22 protein-coding genes are annotated in these 16,617 nt (G+C 31.3%); 7 read left to right on the top strand and 15 right to left on the bottom strand.

Annotated elements, in window-relative coordinates:
- Positions 1 to 20: 20 nt before the first annotated feature.
- From LQ679_RS09775 to LQ679_RS09760, 4 genes are all read right to left on the bottom strand, one after another.
- The gene (locus LQ679_RS09775) at positions 21 to 533 is read right to left on the bottom strand and encodes an acyl-CoA thioesterase (RefSeq protein ID WP_037590456.1); all 513 of its coding nucleotides are present in this window, start codon (positions 531 to 533) and stop codon (positions 21 to 23) included.
- A 72-nt stretch (positions 534 to 605) separates the two neighbouring features.
- Positions 606 to 785, bottom strand: coding sequence for a hypothetical protein (locus LQ679_RS09770; protein WP_037590455.1), 180 nt, complete (start codon positions 783 to 785; stop codon positions 606 to 608).
- 77 nt (positions 786 to 862) lie between these two features.
- Positions 863 to 2,092, bottom strand: coding sequence for an aminopeptidase (locus LQ679_RS09765; RefSeq protein WP_126477098.1), 1,230 nt, complete (start codon positions 2,090 to 2,092; stop codon positions 863 to 865).
- An 18-nt stretch (positions 2,093 to 2,110) separates the two neighbouring features.
- Entirely contained in the window at positions 2,111 to 2,314 is a 204-nt protein-coding gene (locus LQ679_RS09760) for a DUF1128 family protein (RefSeq protein ID WP_025905159.1), read from the bottom strand.
- Positions 2,315 to 2,451: 137 nt separating this feature from the next.
- Between LQ679_RS09760 and LQ679_RS09755 the strand changes: the two genes are divergently transcribed.
- The 4 genes from LQ679_RS09755 to LQ679_RS09740 all read left to right on the top strand — a co-directional run bounded on the left by LQ679_RS09755 (position 2,452) and on the right by LQ679_RS09740 (position 4,973).
- Positions 2,452 to 2,817 carry a PH domain-containing protein gene (locus tag LQ679_RS09755; protein WP_025905158.1) on the top strand — a complete coding sequence of 122 codons (366 nt, stop codon included), beginning with the start codon at positions 2,452 to 2,454 and terminating at the stop codon, positions 2,815 to 2,817.
- Positions 2,818 to 2,980: 163 nt separating this feature from the next.
- On the top strand, positions 2,981 to 3,280 hold the full coding sequence (locus tag LQ679_RS09750; protein ID WP_025905157.1) for a YtxH domain-containing protein: 300 nt from the start codon (positions 2,981 to 2,983) through the stop codon (positions 3,278 to 3,280).
- A gap of 72 nt (positions 3,281 to 3,352) precedes the next feature.
- Positions 3,353 to 4,420, top strand: a complete 1,068-nt coding sequence (locus LQ679_RS09745; protein ID WP_025905156.1) for a YihY/virulence factor BrkB family protein — start codon at positions 3,353 to 3,355, stop codon at positions 4,418 to 4,420.
- Entirely contained in the window at positions 4,404 to 4,973 is a 570-nt protein-coding gene (locus LQ679_RS09740; RefSeq protein ID WP_037590452.1) for a beta-class carbonic anhydrase, read from the top strand. Before LQ679_RS09745 ends, LQ679_RS09740 begins: the two co-directional genes overlap by 17 nt.
- Positions 4,974 to 5,012: 39 nt before the next feature.
- On the opposite strand, the gene LQ679_RS09735 is transcribed toward LQ679_RS09740, so the two are convergent.
- The 5 genes from LQ679_RS09735 to map all read right to left on the bottom strand — a co-directional run bounded on the left by LQ679_RS09735 (position 5,013) and on the right by map (position 8,709).
- Entirely contained in the window at positions 5,013 to 5,642 is a 630-nt protein-coding gene (locus LQ679_RS09735) for a response regulator transcription factor (RefSeq protein WP_025905154.1), read from the bottom strand.
- A complete protein-coding gene (locus LQ679_RS09730) occupies positions 5,632 to 6,675 on the bottom strand; it encodes a sensor histidine kinase (protein WP_037590451.1) in 1,044 nt (347 codons plus the stop codon). The genes LQ679_RS09735 and LQ679_RS09730 overlap by 11 nt, the downstream gene beginning before the upstream one ends.
- On the bottom strand, positions 6,672 to 7,382 hold the full coding sequence (gene liaF, locus LQ679_RS09725; RefSeq protein WP_204188920.1) for a cell wall-active antibiotics response protein LiaF: 711 nt from the start codon (positions 7,380 to 7,382) through the stop codon (positions 6,672 to 6,674). Before liaF ends, LQ679_RS09730 begins: the two co-directional genes overlap by 4 nt.
- A 15-nt stretch (positions 7,383 to 7,397) precedes the next feature.
- A complete protein-coding gene (locus LQ679_RS09720) occupies positions 7,398 to 7,808 on the bottom strand; it encodes a hypothetical protein (protein ID WP_235906914.1) in 411 nt (136 codons plus the stop codon).
- A 145-nt stretch (positions 7,809 to 7,953) separates the two neighbouring features.
- The gene (gene map / locus LQ679_RS09715; RefSeq protein WP_025905150.1) at positions 7,954 to 8,709 is read right to left on the bottom strand and encodes a type I methionyl aminopeptidase; all 756 of its coding nucleotides are present in this window, start codon (positions 8,707 to 8,709) and stop codon (positions 7,954 to 7,956) included.
- Positions 8,710 to 8,806: 97 nt separating this feature from the next.
- Between map and LQ679_RS09710 the strand changes: the two genes are divergently transcribed.
- Positions 8,807 to 9,802: an FUSC family protein gene (locus LQ679_RS09710; RefSeq protein WP_191835831.1), complete on the top strand. Its 996-nt coding sequence runs from the start codon at positions 8,807 to 8,809 to the stop codon at positions 9,800 to 9,802.
- A 58-nt stretch (positions 9,803 to 9,860) separates the two neighbouring features.
- Here the strand turns inward: LQ679_RS09710 and gatD are convergent, their stop codons facing one another.
- Together gatD and murT are read right to left on the bottom strand one after the other, a co-directional pair.
- Positions 9,861 to 10,583, bottom strand: coding sequence for a lipid II isoglutaminyl synthase subunit GatD (gatD, locus tag LQ679_RS09705; RefSeq protein ID WP_037590448.1), 723 nt, complete (start codon positions 10,581 to 10,583; stop codon positions 9,861 to 9,863).
- Positions 10,583 to 11,893 carry a lipid II isoglutaminyl synthase subunit MurT gene (murT, locus tag LQ679_RS09700; RefSeq protein WP_204173704.1) on the bottom strand — a complete coding sequence of 437 codons (1,311 nt, stop codon included), beginning with the start codon at positions 11,891 to 11,893 and terminating at the stop codon, positions 10,583 to 10,585. The genes gatD and murT overlap by 1 nt, the downstream gene beginning before the upstream one ends.
- Positions 11,894 to 12,039: 146 nt before the next feature.
- Between murT and LQ679_RS09695 the strand changes: the two genes are divergently transcribed.
- The gene (locus LQ679_RS09695; protein ID WP_025905146.1) at positions 12,040 to 12,546 is read left to right on the top strand and encodes a ferritin; all 507 of its coding nucleotides are present in this window, start codon (positions 12,040 to 12,042) and stop codon (positions 12,544 to 12,546) included.
- Between the two features lie 142 nt (positions 12,547 to 12,688).
- Positions 12,689 to 13,243, top strand: a complete 555-nt coding sequence (locus LQ679_RS09690) for a 3'-5' exonuclease (RefSeq protein WP_126477100.1) — start codon at positions 12,689 to 12,691, stop codon at positions 13,241 to 13,243.
- A gap of 52 nt (positions 13,244 to 13,295) precedes the next feature.
- Here the strand turns inward: LQ679_RS09690 and LQ679_RS09685 are convergent, their stop codons facing one another.
- The 4 genes from LQ679_RS09685 to LQ679_RS09670 form a co-directional block, all read right to left on the bottom strand.
- On the bottom strand, positions 13,296 to 13,511 hold the full coding sequence (locus tag LQ679_RS09685) for a hypothetical protein (protein ID WP_048540669.1): 216 nt from the start codon (positions 13,509 to 13,511) through the stop codon (positions 13,296 to 13,298).
- Positions 13,512 to 13,629: 118 nt separating this feature from the next.
- Entirely contained in the window at positions 13,630 to 14,697 is a 1,068-nt protein-coding gene (dinB, locus tag LQ679_RS09680) for a DNA polymerase IV (RefSeq protein WP_126477101.1), read from the bottom strand.
- 69 nt (positions 14,698 to 14,766) lie between these two features.
- The gene (locus LQ679_RS09675; protein ID WP_058591878.1) at positions 14,767 to 15,312 is read right to left on the bottom strand and encodes a DUF3267 domain-containing protein; all 546 of its coding nucleotides are present in this window, start codon (positions 15,310 to 15,312) and stop codon (positions 14,767 to 14,769) included.
- A gap of 95 nt (positions 15,313 to 15,407) precedes the next feature.
- Positions 15,408 to 16,532, bottom strand: coding sequence for a PQQ-dependent sugar dehydrogenase (locus LQ679_RS09670; protein ID WP_239762574.1), 1,125 nt, complete (start codon positions 16,530 to 16,532; stop codon positions 15,408 to 15,410).
- Positions 16,533 to 16,617 lie beyond the last annotated feature (85 nt).

Raw genomic sequence — 16,617 nt, 5'->3', positions numbered from 1 at the left:
GTCCTAGCCCTTTATTTAAATTAGATATATAGTTTTGTAGACATGAAGTCTAATGTTTTCTTGCTTTCTTTTCTTCTTTCTTGGCGTAGTTTCACTCTATCTTGCGCACTTTCATAGAACCATTTTTCATCATCTGTTTCAGGATAGATTGCTGGAACTTCTGCTTTGTTCCCTTCTTTATCTAAAGCAACAAATGTTAAAAAGCTATACGCTGCTAAATGTTTCTTTTGATTAATATTGTCTTCACTAATGACTTTTACACAGATCTCCATAGATGATTTACCTGCATAAGTGACAAATGAAACTAACGATATCACTTCACCCGTTCCGATTGGTTGTAAGAAATCTACTGAATCTGTAGATGCTGTTACAACTGAATTCCCACTATGTCTCATCGCTGCGATTGCTGCGATTTCATCAATTTCCGCCATTAATTTACCACCGAACATCGTATTGTGGTGATTTGTGTCCTCTGGAAATATTTGAATGGATTTTACACTTCTTGATTCTTTCATTGGTTTCTTCGTTTTCATATTATAACCCCGTTCGATATTTGCTATTTTTATTGAAAAAAATAGCCAGGTTTCCCTGGCTATACATTGTTATTAATGATAATGTTCCTCATCATCAAAGACTTTCTTCTCTAGTGCTTCTTCAGCAGTATCAATTCGTACAGACTCTCTACTATCGAATGTTTGAACAAGATACATCATTAATGCGCCGCCAAATGCAAAAATTGCGAACACAAATGCGATCATTACACTCCATTCCATTGGTGTACTCATGATATCCCCTCCTTTGAATGGCTATAAAGACTTTATTTATCTTTATTATACATGATGTATTCTTAAATGGCTATCTTTTAAAATGCCCAATTACCATCTCTAAATACTGGTTCTTTCTCACCATTTTCTAAAATGCCATCAATTGATAAATCTTTGCTACCAATCATAAAGTCAACATGTGTTGTTGAATCATTCAAACCATTTTCAGCTAACTGTTCAGCTGACATATCTTTCCCGCCTTCAATACAAAATGCATAAGCTGAACCTAATGCAATGTGACAAGAAGCATTTTCATCAAATAATGTATTATAGAATAACGTGTTCATGTTAGAAATTGGTGAATCAACAGGTACTAATGCTACCTCACCAAGTCGTTTTGAACCTTCATCTGTTTCTAGAATCGATTTCAAAATTTCTTCACCAACACCGGCTTTGTAGTCTACTACTTCACCATCTTTAAATGTTAAAGTAAAGTCATCAATAATATTACCTGAATAGCTTAAAGGTAATGTATTACTTACTGTTCCGTTAACACCATTTTTATGAGGTGCAGTAAATACTTCTTCAGTAGGCATATTCGCTACAAAGCTGTTGCCTTTTGAGTTTACAGAACTTGCACCAGACCAATATTGACCGTTTGGTAATTCAATTGTTAAGTCAGTACCTTCTGATTTGTAATGTAATGCTTTATATTTTTTGTTATTTAAATAATCCGCTTTTTCATGTAATAAGTGATCATGTTCTTCCCAAGCTTTCACTGGGTCTTCTTGATCAACTCGTACTGTTTTTAAAATTGTTTCAAGCAATTTATTGACCGCTTCATCATCACTTAATTCAGGGAACATCATTTTAGCCCAACCAACTGATGGATATGAAGCAACACACCAACTCATGCGATCACTTTGAACGGCAACCATATAGTCTTTAAATGCTTTCCCGTTTGCTGCCATAGATTTGCGGATCTTGTTAGGATCAGCATCTTTTAAACTATCTGGACTAGATGAAACAATTGATAAGAACGCTGCTTTTCTATCTAAATAATCCATTTTTTCATCAATATCATATTGTTTAACATTCTCAAAAAATGATTCAGGTTCATATTGATATTTAAGCTGTGCAATTCTATCATCTTTGTAACTAACTTTTACATCTTCTGCCCCTATTTTGTATGCTTCCTCAACAACTAAATGTACAAATTCACTTGCATCAATTGAAGCTTGAATATATACAGGTTCTTTTTCCTGAACATTCAAACCAACTTTCACTAATAACTCTGCATATTTTTGAAGCTGTTTTTCATAACCCATTTGTTTAACCACCTTTGTTTATTTTCTAAGGTCACCTAAAGCTTGTGTAATAGCTGTCATTTCACTAGCTGAAATGTTTTTTCTAGACATGACCATAGTATGTATTTCTTTCAATTCTTCTTTCTTTTCTTCAGGTATTGCATCTTTATTCAATACACTTGTATTTACTAATCGTAGCTTGCCTTTTAAATCATCTACCATTTGTTCTATTGATTCTGTCATATTTTTTATCATCCTTTCAAAATTTAGTTTAGCAAAAAGTAATTATAATTAAAACTATCAAACTTATATATTCACTTTACAATTTATATGAATATTTTATACAATAAACATGAATTATAAGGTGAGGAGTGATTCTAGTGGCTGTTCAAGATATACTTTCATGGACGCTTTTCGAACAAGTTGCAGTACCAGATAATATTTCGCAATATCTCGTTGATGGCGAAGAAGCTTATAGTGCTTTTAAGACATTCAGAGATACTGCCGTATTTACAAATAAACGAATTATCATTCGTGATATGCAAGGTATCACCGGTAAGAAAATAGAAACTTACTCTATACCTTATAACATTATACTAATGTGGTCTACTGAGAATGCTGGTAAACTACTTGATTTAAACGGTGAAATCACATTATGGACAAGAGCTGGCCATTTTAAAATTAAAATAGGCAGAAATTTAGATATTATGCCTTTTGAAAAGCTATTGTCTAATGCACTATTATAAACTACAATTGTGTTTATATCTCTAAATTTATGGGAATAAACAACATTAGTGATATTTATAACATATATTAACGCCTATATTATCTAATTTGAGATTCATATGTGATATGATATGTAGGTCAATGTTAATTTAAAGTTATATTCTTGAAAGGGGAAAAAACATTATGCAAAACAAATTAGTTCCTGCTATTTTAATAGGTGGTACAATTGGCGCAATTATTGCATTAGCTGATAAAAATACTCGCCAATCGTTATCAAACCAAGTGCAAAACATTAAAGAAGGCAACACTTCAAGAGAACCTTCTAAATTAGATCAAATTAAAGATGAAGTTCTATACTGGAAAGATGTAATCGAAGAAATTCGTCGTAAAAATCCAGAATTAGAGCAATCAATTATGGATGCTAAAGATACATTCATTGAGAAAAAGAATCAAAGACAAATCTCAGGTTCAAACCATTCATAATTTATATTAAAGACTAGGCTTATTCATCTAACCTAGTCTTTTTTAACATCATATTAAATTAGGAGAATTTATATGGGAAATGATAAATCGAGCTCAAAATTTTTAGAACAAGCTAAAAACTTTAAAGACGAACAAAAAAAGTCTATTAAGAAAGAATATTATATTCCACCACAAAAATTTGAATCTAAGACAGCAAAGAAAGATAACCAAATATTTTATGTTTCAAAGATTAATAAGCCAGCTAAATTTACGAAAGACGGTAATATTTTATCAACTTTAATTTACAGAATCGGTAAGGATAATGCTACAGGACTTGCAGCACAGCTTTCATACTATTTCTTACTTGCGTTATTCCCTACTCTAATATTTGTGTTAACGTTGATACCGTTATTCCAAGTCAACCCTGATACAATTACAAATATGATATCAGAAAATGCACCTGGCGATACGGCAAAGTTAATTACTGGGATAATTGATGACGTTATGAATAATGCTAGTGGTGGCTTATTCTCATTCGGTTTAATCGCAGCATTATGGTCTGCATCAAATGGTATGACTGCTTTAATGAACGCATTTAATGTCGCTTATGATGTTGAAGATGGAAGAAATGCTATCATACTTAAAATCATGAGTGTCTTCTTCACAGTTATTATGGTTGTTGTATTTGGTATTGCAATAGCACTACCTATATTTGGTCAACAAATCGGCAATTTATTATTTGGTCCTTTAGGATTAGAATCTGAATTACGTTGGATATTTAGTTTAATAAAAGTCGTACTACCATTAATTGTGACATTTATCGTATTTATCACACTTTATACACTCGCACCAAACATCAAAATTAAATTATTATCAGTTGTTCCTGGTGCAGCTTTTACAACAATTGCATGGTTAGGTTCAAGTGCTTTATTTGGTGTATATGTTAATAATTTCGCTAACTACTCTAAAACATACGGTAGTATCGGAGGTATTATCGTACTCATGATTTGGTTATTCTTAACTGGATTAATTATTATCATCGGTGCAGAAATAAACGCAGTACTACATCAGAAGAAAATGCTTAAAAATGGATCACCAGAAGAACAAGCATTTAATAACTTAACAGAAAACGGTGATATGACTAATGCCTCTATTGAATGATATTTTAGAATATAATGCAGCTTTTATAGAAAACAAGGAATATGAAAATCTTATAACAACAAAGACACCTAACGCTAAAGCAGTATTACTCACGTGTATGGATACGCGATTAACAGAACTTTCTACACGTGCATTAGGCTTTAAAAATGGCGATATCAAAGTTGTTAAAAATGCTGGCGCAACTATTTCTCATCCATATGGTTCTACAATGCGAAGTTTATTAGTAGCGATTTATGCACTTGGCGCTGAAGAAATCATTATCATGGGTCATAAAGACTGTGGTATGGGGAATTTAGATGTTGATTCAGTAATAGATACAATGAAAAGCCGTGGTATCACAGATGATACACTTAACACAATCGAACATTCAGGTATTAATATTCATCAATTCTTAAGAGGATTTGATGATGTAACTGAAAATGTTCAAACAAATATACAAAAAGTATATAACCATCCATTATTTGATCAATCTGTTCCGATACATGGACTCGTAATTGATCCACATAATGGTGATTTAGAAGTGATTCAAAATGGATATGAATATACTAAATAAAAGAAGTTGAGCTCCTTTCTGGAAGCTCAACTTCTTTTATTATGATATTAAATTATGTTGAAAGGCATATATAACAGCCTGTGTTCTATCTTGTACTTCTAATTTACTTAATATATTACTAACGTGTGTTTTAACTGTCTTAATCGTAATATGTGAGGCACTTGCTATTTCTTGGTTTGAATAACCTTTAGCGATTAATAATAATATTTCCATTTCTCGTTCAGTCAACATTTCGAATAATTCAGCTTTCTGGTTCATTCTATTTCTCATTTTAACAAGTACTTCTGGTTCGAAAATAGACTCTTTATTGTACGTCTTTCGTATCGCATTTGCGATATCATCCGCAGAAGTCGTCTTTAATATATAACTATCAACACCTGCATCTAAAGCTTGGTAGACTTCATTATCTTCAATGAAACTTGTTAACATGACGATTTTAACACTTGGTTGATGCTTTTTTATATGTTGTGTTGCTTCTATACCATTCATATCATCCATCACTAAATCCATTAAAATGACATCGGGTTCTAATTCTTCAGCTTTTTCAATACCTTCTCTTCCTGATGCTGCTTCTCCTATGACGGATATATCTTCTTGTGTAGATAAATAACTAGAGATTCCGATTCGAACCATTTCATGATCATCTACAAATAATACTCTAATTGTCATATTGTTCCTCCTTATTATTTGGTACCTTAACTTCAATACGCGTTCCCGATTCAGGCATTGAAATAATATTGAGAGTGGCTCCAATTTCTAATGCACGTTCATTCATTGTATTTAGCCCATAACTCTGTGGATCTCTTTTAGATGTGTCAAAACCTACCCCATCATCTTGTATACGTAATATAACATAATCATTCGTATCTATTAACTCTATTGAAACTTTTGTACCTTTAGAATGACGTAACGTATTAGATATGGCTTCTTGAGTTATACGGAATAGATGGTCTTCCGTACCTTTGGCTATTTCTATATCTTCTATATCATAAACAACTTTCATTGGTATTTTTTGTTTCAAGTCGACTACTAAATCTTTAATACCTTCACCAAGGGATTTATTTTTTAATCCTAAAGGTCTTAAATGTAATAATAAAGCACGCATTTCTAATTGCGAATCTTGTATCATTTTTTCTAATAAGTCTACTTGTTTAGCTAATGGCTCTTTTAATTCTGATGATTTAATTGCAGATAACATCATACTTGCCGCAAATAATTGCTGACTTACAGAGTCATGTAATTCTCTTGCTAATCTTTGTCGTTCATCTTCTATGATTTTTTTAACGACAGAATCTTGCATTTGATACGATTCATTAATTATTTGTTGAGACTTTAATCTCAACGTGTATAGTTCTTCATGCAAAGGAATTAATGTTTGATAAATTTCTAAAGTTTCTTTGTGCAAATCAATTTCATGGTGATTCACACCTAACATTTCTCCTTGAAAAGATCTTTCGATTTGCTCTTTAATCCAATGATGCTGTTGATTAATTTTGTAGGCTACTGCAGTCCCTATTATGATACATAGTAAAATCACTACAATATTGATAAACAGGAATGCTGGTACACCTAATATTTGTGTGTAAAATAAACCTTGAAAATATATAATATTAATAAAAATTCGATCTAAGAAAAATAAAATGCCGACAATTGTATAAACAAGAATAAGCATTGAACCTATAATTCTCGTGTAGTTATTCATCGATAAATCACCTCAACATCTCCCATAAATGTTGAGAAGAATATATTAACTTTAAATGAATTTTTATGACTATTTTCCTCATAATGTACCGTTTCATTTTTTACTCTGTACACTTGATCATTCATATATAATCTGCCATATAAAGCAGTTATATGTACATGTACATGGTAATTATAAGGAACAATAATTTGCGTCTTTCCAATATATTGTCTCACGACAATAACATTATGCTCAGATAAATTAGCAGCTAAAGATAAATCTAATTCAATATCTCCAATTGCTTGTTGAATTTGTATATCTTCCCATTTATAAATATAGTGTGGTGTCTTTTGTGGAGAGAACCATCGCTGTTTTATAAATGATTCGTTAATATTTTCATTGGACGTTTGATCGACATGTTCTACTCTTAATGGTTTCTTACGATATAGAAGATATCTAATAACTAAAAATACTAAGAATAAAAATAAAATGGCAAGCATGTATGGATTAGAAAGTAATGCATAAATCATTAAAATGGCGCCTATCCAAAATATAATTAATCCCCGTAATTTATGAAAATATAAATACCCTACATAAATAAATATCGTACCCATTACAACAACGAGTAATAAGCCAATTTTCTCAAAGAAAATATAGTAAATGTTTGATAACAACATCAATACAGATAATACGATCAACAATTCCGTTGATATAAATTTATTCTTCAACATACCACTCCTTTTTTAGAGAAGTGAATTCATCTGAGTAAGCATCGTACGCTCAGCTATCGTTTCAGCAATTTTATCTAAAGTACTTTTCATAGCTTCGTCAATTTTCGCTAATTCACTTTCTAACATATTAATTTGCTTTTGTAACCATTGTAAATCATGATCTTCTAATTTTTTAGCACATTTAATTTTAAAATCTTCAATCTTGTCCATATACTTATTGTCTAATTCTAAAGTATATTTATCAATTAATTTACTTAATTGACAACGTTTTTGTTCAAGATACGTTAAGTACTGCTTCATAGCTTTAATTTTAACATCTAAGCGTTTAGCACATGTATCTAAACTTTCATAATATGAAACAAGAATTAATTGCTTTAGTTGATCTGAAACAACATTAAACATAGAATCACCTACTTCTGTCATATTAGACTCTATTATAAAATGTTATTTAAATTCTAAAAATGGACCTAGGATTGAATTTTCAATAGGACCTTAGTCTTAGAAAAATAAAAAGGAGTAGTATAGAATCTTGTATGTTTAATCAATTCTATCCACTCCTCTTATATTTTTAGTCTTCTAATTTAGTTAATAATAATGGTCCTTCTTTAGTTACAACAATTGTGTGCTCAATTTGAGCGACGAAACTTTTATCTTTCGTTTCAAATGCCCAATCATTTTTACCGTCGCTAACGATTGTTGCATTTGATGAGATAAATGGTTCTACTGCAAGTACCATACCTTCTTTAAGCAATTGTTTTTCTAATGGATCATAATAGTTCATAACATGTTGTGGTGAATCGTGTAATGAACGTCCTACACCATGACCAGTTAAGTTTTTAATAACTTTTAAGCCATTTTTACGTGCTGTTGCATTTACTGCTCTACCAATTTGAGATAATTTAGCACCTGGCTTAACTTTCTTCATTGCTTCTTCAAAAGCCATAGCTGCTACATCTACTACTAATTGTTTTTTCGGATCATCTGCATTACCAACAACAAATGAAATACCTGTATCTGCATAATAGCCATTTTTACGAGCAGAAACGTCTATATTTACAAGATCGCCTTCGTTAATCACACGTTTACCAGGTATACCGTGCGCAACCTCTTCATTTACACTTATACATGTGTAACCAGGAAAATCATACTCTGCAATAGGTGCTGATTCTGCTTCTAACTCTTCAAATCTTTCCTTTGCGATGTTATCTAATTCTTTAGTTGTAATTCCGGGTTTAGTTGCTTCTTTTAACTCATCACGAATTATTGCACAAATTTTACCTATTTCTTTTAGGCCTTCAAGTTCTTCATTGTTTTGAATTATCATTTAAATCCCGTTCTTTCTTTTAAAATTTTTTTGTCGTTTATCATTATATCAGAAAATGCATGTTATACTATAAAAAAATGATTTCGGAGTTTTGAATATGAAAGAAAATTGGTTATCTCGAATTATCGGTGCAAGAATTATTAAAACTGGATTAGCAACTTTTTTAACTGCTTTAATATGTATGTCTTTAAATTTAAATCCTATATTTGCGGTTATCACATCTATTGTGACAATTGAACCTACAGCTAAAGCATCCTTAAAGAAAGCATTTGTTAGGTTCCCCGCTTCAATACTTGGTGCATTTATTGCCGTTATTAGTACATACTTCTTTGGAGAATCACCTTTAAGTTATTCATTAGCAGCAACCGTCACAATTTTAGTTTGTTATAAGCTTAAATTATTTGATGGTATGTTAGTAGCTGCCATTACAGCTGTTGCAATGGTTCCTGTTATCCATGAAGCATTTGTATATAATTTCGTATCACGATTAGCGACGACTACAATTGGACTTGCAACAGCAGGCATCGTCAATTTTATTATTTTGCCACCTAAATATATAAATCAAATAGAAGACATCAATCATAAAATGGATCAAAGTATTTTAGAAATATACATATCTAGACTTAAAGAACTCTTACTAGGTGAATATGAATCTGCCCTATCCATGAAAAAAGTATCAACATTACAACAACAAGCCACTAAAATTGAACAACTTATCAAATACCAAAAAGAAGAATACGATTACCATAGAGCAAAGAAAGAATCTAAATCTCATATTAGAAAAGTCGAAATGAAATATCACATTAACCGACTACTAAACGCACATTTATTAAACCTAGTATATTTACCAGAGAATACGCACATCGTCTTTACCGAAAAAGAACGCACAGCAATCTCAAATTTCATCAAATCCTATGAACACTTAATAAAAGAAAATGAATATAAAAAACAAAAAAATGCAGCATCCACTTTAAAAAATAGTGTTAAAGGGCTGAACGAATTTGATGAAAACCAAATCAAAAGTCACATTATTTATGAAATACTCATGATTAATAAAATTTTAAACGATAGATATTCAAGATTAACAAAATAACTAAGCTAAAATATTAAAAAGCGGCTGAGACATTAATTTATGTCCCAGCCGCTTTTTATTATTTTGCTTTTAACAATCGTTTAATAATAGCTTGTTTTGCCGCTTCTTCAACTGTATTGTCTAGTTGTTCTGGTTCGAATGTTATACCTTTTCGGATACATGCTTGTTTTAATAAGTAATCCGTGATTTCGTGGTTTTTAGGTAATATTGGTCCATGTAAATATGTACCTAATAAATTTTTATAATGGATACCTTCTTTCTTATCTGTATCATTGTTACCATACCCATCAACGACTTTACCTAATGTAGGATATTCGTGATATGTTCTTCCACCATGATTCTCGAAACCGACAATTTGTCCAAATGTTTCTGATTCAATTACAATATCTCCTATTAGACGGTCTTTCTTAGATTCTGTATAAATATCAAGAATGTTTAAACCTTCTAATCTTGTTCCATCAGGTGTTACATACTCAGATCCTAAAAATTGATAGCCTCCACATATTGTTAATGTTGGCATGCCGTCTTCAATTGCGTCTTTAAGTTGTGTTTTAATTTTCTTTAATTGCTCTGTTGCTAAACTTTGTTCTCTATCACTTCCACCGCCAATAAAGAAAATGTCACAATCATCTAAACTTAATTGATCAGTATCTGTTATATCTATTACTTCTACTTCTATATTACGCCATTTTGCACGTTGTTTCAGTGCAATGATATTGCCAATATCTCCGTATAAATTTAATTTATCTGGCATAAAATGAAATATTTTTATTGATGACATTACGCTTCCTCCTTGAAGGCTTTATTCAATGTTCGATGCATTGGTGATAAAGATGTATAGTTTGGAATTGCAACTGTAAACTGATTGTATGTCATTGATAGTTCCGTTGCCTTTTCTATTGAATGTTCTATAATAACTTCCGCTTCAACTTCAGCATATTTCAGTCTTAATGCTAATTCTTCAGCTCTTTGTCCTGTACAGATGATGGTTTTGATATTCTGTCTAGATAATTTTTCAAAGTCTGCATCATAAATCCATGAAATATCTCTTCCATCTGCACCATTATCATTCAAACTGATTAAATAAACTTTTTCTCCATCAATTTGTTCACCAACAGATAAACTTGCATTAAGTCCTGCAGGGTTTTTAGCTAAGTTAATAAGCGCTTCTTTTTTACTATTTCTATAGTATTGCATACGCCCATTATCAGAAGTATATGTTTCAAATCCAGCTTTAATAGATTGATCATTTAAACCTAATTCTCTTAATACTGAATAAGCTGCAATGACATTAAATACATTAAAATCACCAGCAATCTTCATATCAAAATGTGCATCATTTAAGCCGACATGTATAAATGGTTCTTGTTTAAATGCTGTCACTTCATATTGTGGAGTCGCTCTATTGAATCCACATTCACATGTATAATGACCAATTTGGTTGTAATGTATATGACTATAATTTAATAATCTACCACAATTAGGACAATATTTACTTTCAACCATTGTACTTTGTTCAAATTCATGTATCCCTTTTTGCATACCATAATATACGATGTCATCACTTGCTATTTTTAATCGACTAACGAAAGGATCATCTGCATTCAGTAATAGTTTAATTCCTTTATCTTTGATTGAATTGGCAATATTATCTACCATCGTATCGATTTCACCAAATCTATCCATTTGGTCTCTAAAGAAGTTTGTCACTACCATCATAGAAGGTGTCATTTCTTTTAACACTCTTGGTATAGAACCCTCGTCTATTTCTATAACAGCAATTTTAGTATTTTTATTAGATTGAACAATAAAGCTTGAAGTAATCCCAGCTGCCATATTGGCACCTTCAGTATTATGTATAATTTCAATATTGTTCTTCTTTAATGTATAACCTATTAAGTTCGATGTCGTCGTTTTACCGTTCGTACCACTAATCATCACGATTTCATCTACTTCATTTGCTAACTTTCTTAAAATAAGCGGGTCTATTTTTCGAGCTATTTGTCCCGGAAGATCCGTACCTTGTTTACCTACTTTTCTACTAGCATATCGAGCTAGCTTTGCTATATTTTTCGCAACATACTTCTTCATACGTTACCTCCTTGTTCTGTCACATCATTATACCACGTTCAAAAGCTTTAAAAAAAGTGTTTAACTGTATCAAATCGTTGGTTTCATTTTGTTGTTATTGTATAATAAAAATGTAAGTTAAAATTATTATAGAAGGGAAGATTTCTATGTTATCTAAAAATATTTTAGATGCTTTAAACAATCAGTTGAATCATGAATTTTACGCAGCACATGCATATATGGCAATGGCAGCTTATTGTGCAGATAAGAGTTACGATGGATTTGCAAACTTCTATATTCAACAAGCTAAAGAAGAACGTTTCCATGGTATGAAAATATATGACTATATTAACGATCGTGGTGAAAAAGCTATTTTCACAGCTTTAGATGCACCTAAGACTGAATTCAGTTCTTTATTAGAAACATTTAAAGATGGATTAGCTCAAGAACAAGATGTTACACGTCGATTCTACAATTTATCTGAAATTGCTAAAGAAGAAAAAGACTTTGCTACAATTTCATTCTTAAACTGGTTCTTGGATGAACAAGTTGAAGAAGAATCTATGTTTGAAACACATATTGACTACTTAGAAAGAATTCAAGAAGACAATAACGCATTATTTATCTATGAAAAAGATTTAGCTTCTCGTCACTTCGATGAAGATGCTGAATAATTTATAGTCTTACAATACTTAAACAAGACCATCTCCATGAACTATTCATGGCAGATGGTCTTTATTCATTCTATCTACATACCATCATCATTTACATTATTCCAACAAATGTTTATAATAACTTTCTAAAGGAAGTGATGGCATGTCTTCATTTGTAGCACTTGATTTTGAAACAGCAAATGGAAGTCCGGAAAGTATTTGCTCTGTCGGAATGGTCAAAGTAATTGATCATCAAATTACAGAAACTTTTTATACATTAGTGAATCCCGAAGATTATTTTTCAAATATAAATATTAAAATTCATAAAATTAAACCTTCTGATGTGACAAATTCACCTACTTTCGATGTCGTGTTTCCATATATGATGGATTTCATCGGTACACTACCAGTTGTAGCACATAATGCTAAATTTGATATGACTGTATTGTTTAAATCACTCATTAAACACCAAATCGAAATTCCTGAATTAACGTATTTTTGTTCATGTATATTAGCTAGAAAAACAGTCAACAACCATAGATATGGACTTGCGCCAATGATGGATTATTATAATATTGATTTTAAAGGTCACCATCATGCGTTAAATGATGCTAAAGCATGTGCGATTATTACTTATCGATTGTTAAAACATTACCCAGACTTAGATGCTGTATTAGATATTTACGGCAAAACATTAACCGATAAAAAATATGTATAAATAAAAAGCTTCTAGGATAACATGACGCATCCTAGAAGCTTTTATTTTTTATTTACTCTTTGTGTTGGAATTCTTTTTTTATGTCTCTTTTTAAACTCGCTTTATTAACAGGTCTTTCTAATTTTCTATCAACCCAGAATAACAATATTGCTATCGCAATAATACCTAGTAATTTGATAATATCGAATGAACCTGTTTCAATGGAACTTTTAATAAATAAAATGATTAATAATACTGTAATTGCAATAATTGAAAATTTAAATTTCATATCAATCTCTACTTTCTTATTATAAGTATTAATAAATACCCACTTCTCATTTAGTCGAAACGCGCATTCAACAATATTCAGAATACTAAGGATACATGATGATATCAAGTAAATTGGTTTAAATAAAATCATATATTGTTAAATTGCGATACGTCCTCGAAACTAAATTCCCGATTGATACACCTACTAAACGTATAGAAGTCTCGGGGTCTTTTAATGAATTATATAAATCATATGCTATATTATATATTTCAACTTCGTCATAGACTGGTGTATGACTACTTGTTTGTTTAGATAATGTTTCAAAGTTATGTGTCTTAAGTTTAACTGTTATCGTTCGTCCTGCTAGTTCGTGTTTATCAGCTCTATTGGCAACTTCCGTACTCAATTTTCTAATCGTATTAAGTATAAAGTCATCATCATTTTGATCTGTTTCAAAAGTTGTTTCTCGACCGATTGATTTTCTAACACGTGTTGGTTTCACTGGCGAATGATCAATACCGCGTACTTTATTATAAAAGCTTACACCACGTTTACCGAATAATTGAATCAATTCCATTTGGTCATATGCGTATAAATCTTTACCATTATTGATTCCCAATGATTTCATCTTTTCTTCGGTTACTTTTCCAATACCCGCGAAATCTCCTATCGGCAACGACATCAACAAATCATGTACATTTTCATAATCTATTACTGTCCGACCACTCGGTTTATTCATACCGCTAGCGAGCTTTGCTAAAAATTTATTATAAGAAACGCCTGCTGAAGATGTAAGATACGTCTTATCATAAATATCTCGTTGAATGTATTGTGCAATCGTTGACGCAGGTAAGTCTTTTCTCACAAGTTCAGTAACGTCTAAATAAGCTTCATCTAACGATAAAGGTTCTACAATATCTGTATAACTTTTAAATATTGCCATTATATCATTCGACACTTCTCGATAATAATTAATTCTTGGGCGTACATAATAACCATCCGGACAAAGTTGATGTGCTTGAGCCATGGGCATAGCTGAATGAACACCAAATTTACGAGCTTCATAACTAGCTGTCGATACAACCCCTCTACCTGAAGCGCGTCCACCTATAATCACTGGTTTTCCTTTTAATTTTGGATTATCTCTTATTTCAACTTGAGCAAAGAAAGCATCCATATCAATGTGAATGATTCGCCGTTCCATTCTAAACACCTCTACAAAAAAATAGGAAGTTGGTTGCCCAAATTCCTATATATTATATCAAAAATCTTTTTAACTTGTTGATTGAACGTCTTTATTATCCGTAAATAAATTAATGCCTACTTCTGTATCTTCTACATAATTCATCTGTTTATTACTATAAATCACTTGCGCCATGTAAAAATCACCGATACATGCAGCACCATGAAAAGCAAATACATAAATAATAGAAGTGACTTGAAGCCATAATAATACAATTAATAATCCTATACTAATTAAAACAAATGGTGCTAATAATATGATATAAAATTGTTTTCTTGTAAAAATAGCATGTGGCATCGTTGCATAAAACATGCCTTTCATATATCCATATTTAACCTTTCCCTTTGGGTTAAATATTTTAAAACAAATACCGTGTATTAACTCATGGATAAACACTAATATAATTAAACCAACTAACCCGACTATAATATTTCTTACAAAGCCTTCTTCATAAATATATATGATATTCGCAATTAACTTAAAACTAATTAATATTAATGAAAGAAATAAAACAAATTGTAAAAGTGCTAACCTTTTTAATACAGATATATTGTTAACTAAGTCAATTTTAAGCATCCAATACCCCCGTGAAACCATTTCTTAATAACCTTTACATAATGATTATAAAATATAAATTCAATTTATACTAATGATTTTATGCTCGGTTTGAGTTATGAATTTAATTGACTTAGTGAAACTTTATACATCTTATCATCGTTTTTAGATGGATTACCCCTACCATCTGTATTGTTACTTACAAAATATAAATCATTATTTACAATGTAAACATCTCTAATTCTTCCATATTTAGTCGCCACTTTTTTCATTTCATCTTTTTCTACATCAAATCTCATAATACCTTCTCCACGCAATGCAGCAGAATAAATGATCCCATCTTTAAATGCGATGCCTGAAGGTGCCCAAGTATCATCTGATCCTGAAGTAAATATCGGGGTTTCCATATTATTATTTTCTTCATTACCTTCAATCACTGGCCAACCGTAATTATGCCCTTTTTTAATCTCATTTATTTCATCATTAGCCTGATTACCATGTTCACTCGCATACATCTGTCCATCTGGTGTCCATACAAGTCCTTGTGGATTTCTATGACCGTAACTATAAACATATGAATTAGACATCGGATTATCTTTAGGCTTACTACCATCAAGATTAATTCTTAAAATTTTACCACCTAAAGTATCTTTATCTTGTGCATTTTGTTCGTCTGAAGCATCTCCAGTTGTCGCGTATAATTTATCATCCGGTCCAATTTTTAAACGACCACCATGATGATATTGACCACTCGGAATTTTATCAATTAATACCTCTTCTTCTTTCCACGTATCATTTTCTAATTTTAATTTTACAATACGATTAAACTGGCCATTATCTTCATATGTGTAATACGCATATGCTTCTTGAGAATCTTTAAAATCAGGTGCAAGAACAAATCCTAATAAACCCGCTTCAGCAGCAGTAGAAACATCCTTCTCTAAATCCACTTGTTGCTCAGTCTTTTTATTGCCATCAATTTTAATAATTTTACCAGGACGTTCTGATAAATAAAACACATCATCTGATCTCGCAATACTCCAAGGTGTATCTAAACCTTGAGCTACCGTTTCAATCCCTTTAGTTTCTTTACGTTCTTGGTTGTCATCTGACTGACTCTGTTCATGTTCCATTTCATTCTGAGTTTGCTTACCTTTATCTTCAGTTTCATCACGCGAATCATTACCACAAGCAGATAAAATAAAACTAGCCGAAATCGCACTAATCATTAGTCGCTTCATAAACAACCCTCCTTACATTATTTATACAGTTGTAAACACTTTCACACAAACATAACGCTCAAAGGGAGCGGGACAGAAATCTAAT

The sequence above is a fragment of the Mammaliicoccus sp. I-M35 genome (genome assembly GCF_022386455.1).
GTDB lineage: Bacteria > Bacillota > Bacilli > Staphylococcales > Staphylococcaceae > Mammaliicoccus > Mammaliicoccus sciuri_A.
This window is presented reverse-complemented; position numbering and strand designations above follow the sequence as displayed.

Bases quoted from the DNA above. Each gene is read 5' to 3' on its own strand.
- LQ679_RS09690 (WP_126477100.1), top strand. From the start codon at position 12,689: ATGTCTTCATTTGTAGCACTTGATTTTGAAACAGCAAATGGAAGTCCG.
- dinB (WP_126477101.1), bottom strand. From the start codon at position 14,697: ATGGAACGGCGAATCATTCACATTGATATGGATGCTTTCTTTGCTCAA.
- LQ679_RS09760 (WP_025905159.1), bottom strand. From the start codon at position 2,314: ATGACAGAATCAATAGAACAAATGGTAGATGATTTAAAAGGCAAGCTA.
- map (WP_025905150.1), bottom strand. From the start codon at position 8,709: ATGATAATTCAAAACAATGAAGAACTTGAAGGCCTAAAAGAAATAGGT.
- LQ679_RS09750 (WP_025905157.1), top strand. From the start codon at position 2,981: ATGCAAAACAAATTAGTTCCTGCTATTTTAATAGGTGGTACAATTGGC.
- LQ679_RS09765 (WP_126477098.1), bottom strand. From the start codon at position 2,092: ATGGGTTATGAAAAACAGCTTCAAAAATATGCAGAGTTATTAGTGAAA.
- LQ679_RS09710 (WP_191835831.1), top strand. From the start codon at position 8,807: ATGAAAGAAAATTGGTTATCTCGAATTATCGGTGCAAGAATTATTAAA.
- LQ679_RS09745 (WP_025905156.1), top strand. From the start codon at position 3,353: ATGGGAAATGATAAATCGAGCTCAAAATTTTTAGAACAAGCTAAAAAC.
- LQ679_RS09740 (WP_037590452.1), top strand. From the start codon at position 4,404: ATGCCTCTATTGAATGATATTTTAGAATATAATGCAGCTTTTATAGAA.
- LQ679_RS09770 (WP_037590455.1), bottom strand. From the start codon at position 785: ATGAGTACACCAATGGAATGGAGTGTAATGATCGCATTTGTGTTCGCA.
- murT (WP_204173704.1), bottom strand. From the start codon at position 11,893: ATGAAGAAGTATGTTGCGAAAAATATAGCAAAGCTAGCTCGATATGCT.
- gatD (WP_037590448.1), bottom strand. From the start codon at position 10,583: ATGTCATCAATAAAAATATTTCATTTTATGCCAGATAAATTAAATTTA.
- LQ679_RS09775 (WP_037590456.1), bottom strand. From the start codon at position 533: ATGAAAACGAAGAAACCAATGAAAGAATCAAGAAGTGTAAAATCCATT.
- LQ679_RS09670 (WP_239762574.1), bottom strand. From the start codon at position 16,532: ATGAAGCGACTAATGATTAGTGCGATTTCGGCTAGTTTTATTTTATCT.
- LQ679_RS09735 (WP_025905154.1), bottom strand. From the start codon at position 5,642: ATGACAATTAGAGTATTATTTGTAGATGATCATGAAATGGTTCGAATC.
- LQ679_RS09685 (WP_048540669.1), bottom strand. From the start codon at position 13,511: ATGAAATTTAAATTTTCAATTATTGCAATTACAGTATTATTAATCATT.
- LQ679_RS09720 (WP_235906914.1), bottom strand. From the start codon at position 7,808: ATGACAGAAGTAGGTGATTCTATGTTTAATGTTGTTTCAGATCAACTA.
- LQ679_RS09730 (WP_037590451.1), bottom strand. From the start codon at position 6,675: ATGAATAACTACACGAGAATTATAGGTTCAATGCTTATTCTTGTTTAT.
- LQ679_RS09695 (WP_025905146.1), top strand. From the start codon at position 12,040: ATGTTATCTAAAAATATTTTAGATGCTTTAAACAATCAGTTGAATCAT.
- LQ679_RS09675 (WP_058591878.1), bottom strand. From the start codon at position 15,312: ATGCTTAAAATTGACTTAGTTAACAATATATCTGTATTAAAAAGGTTA.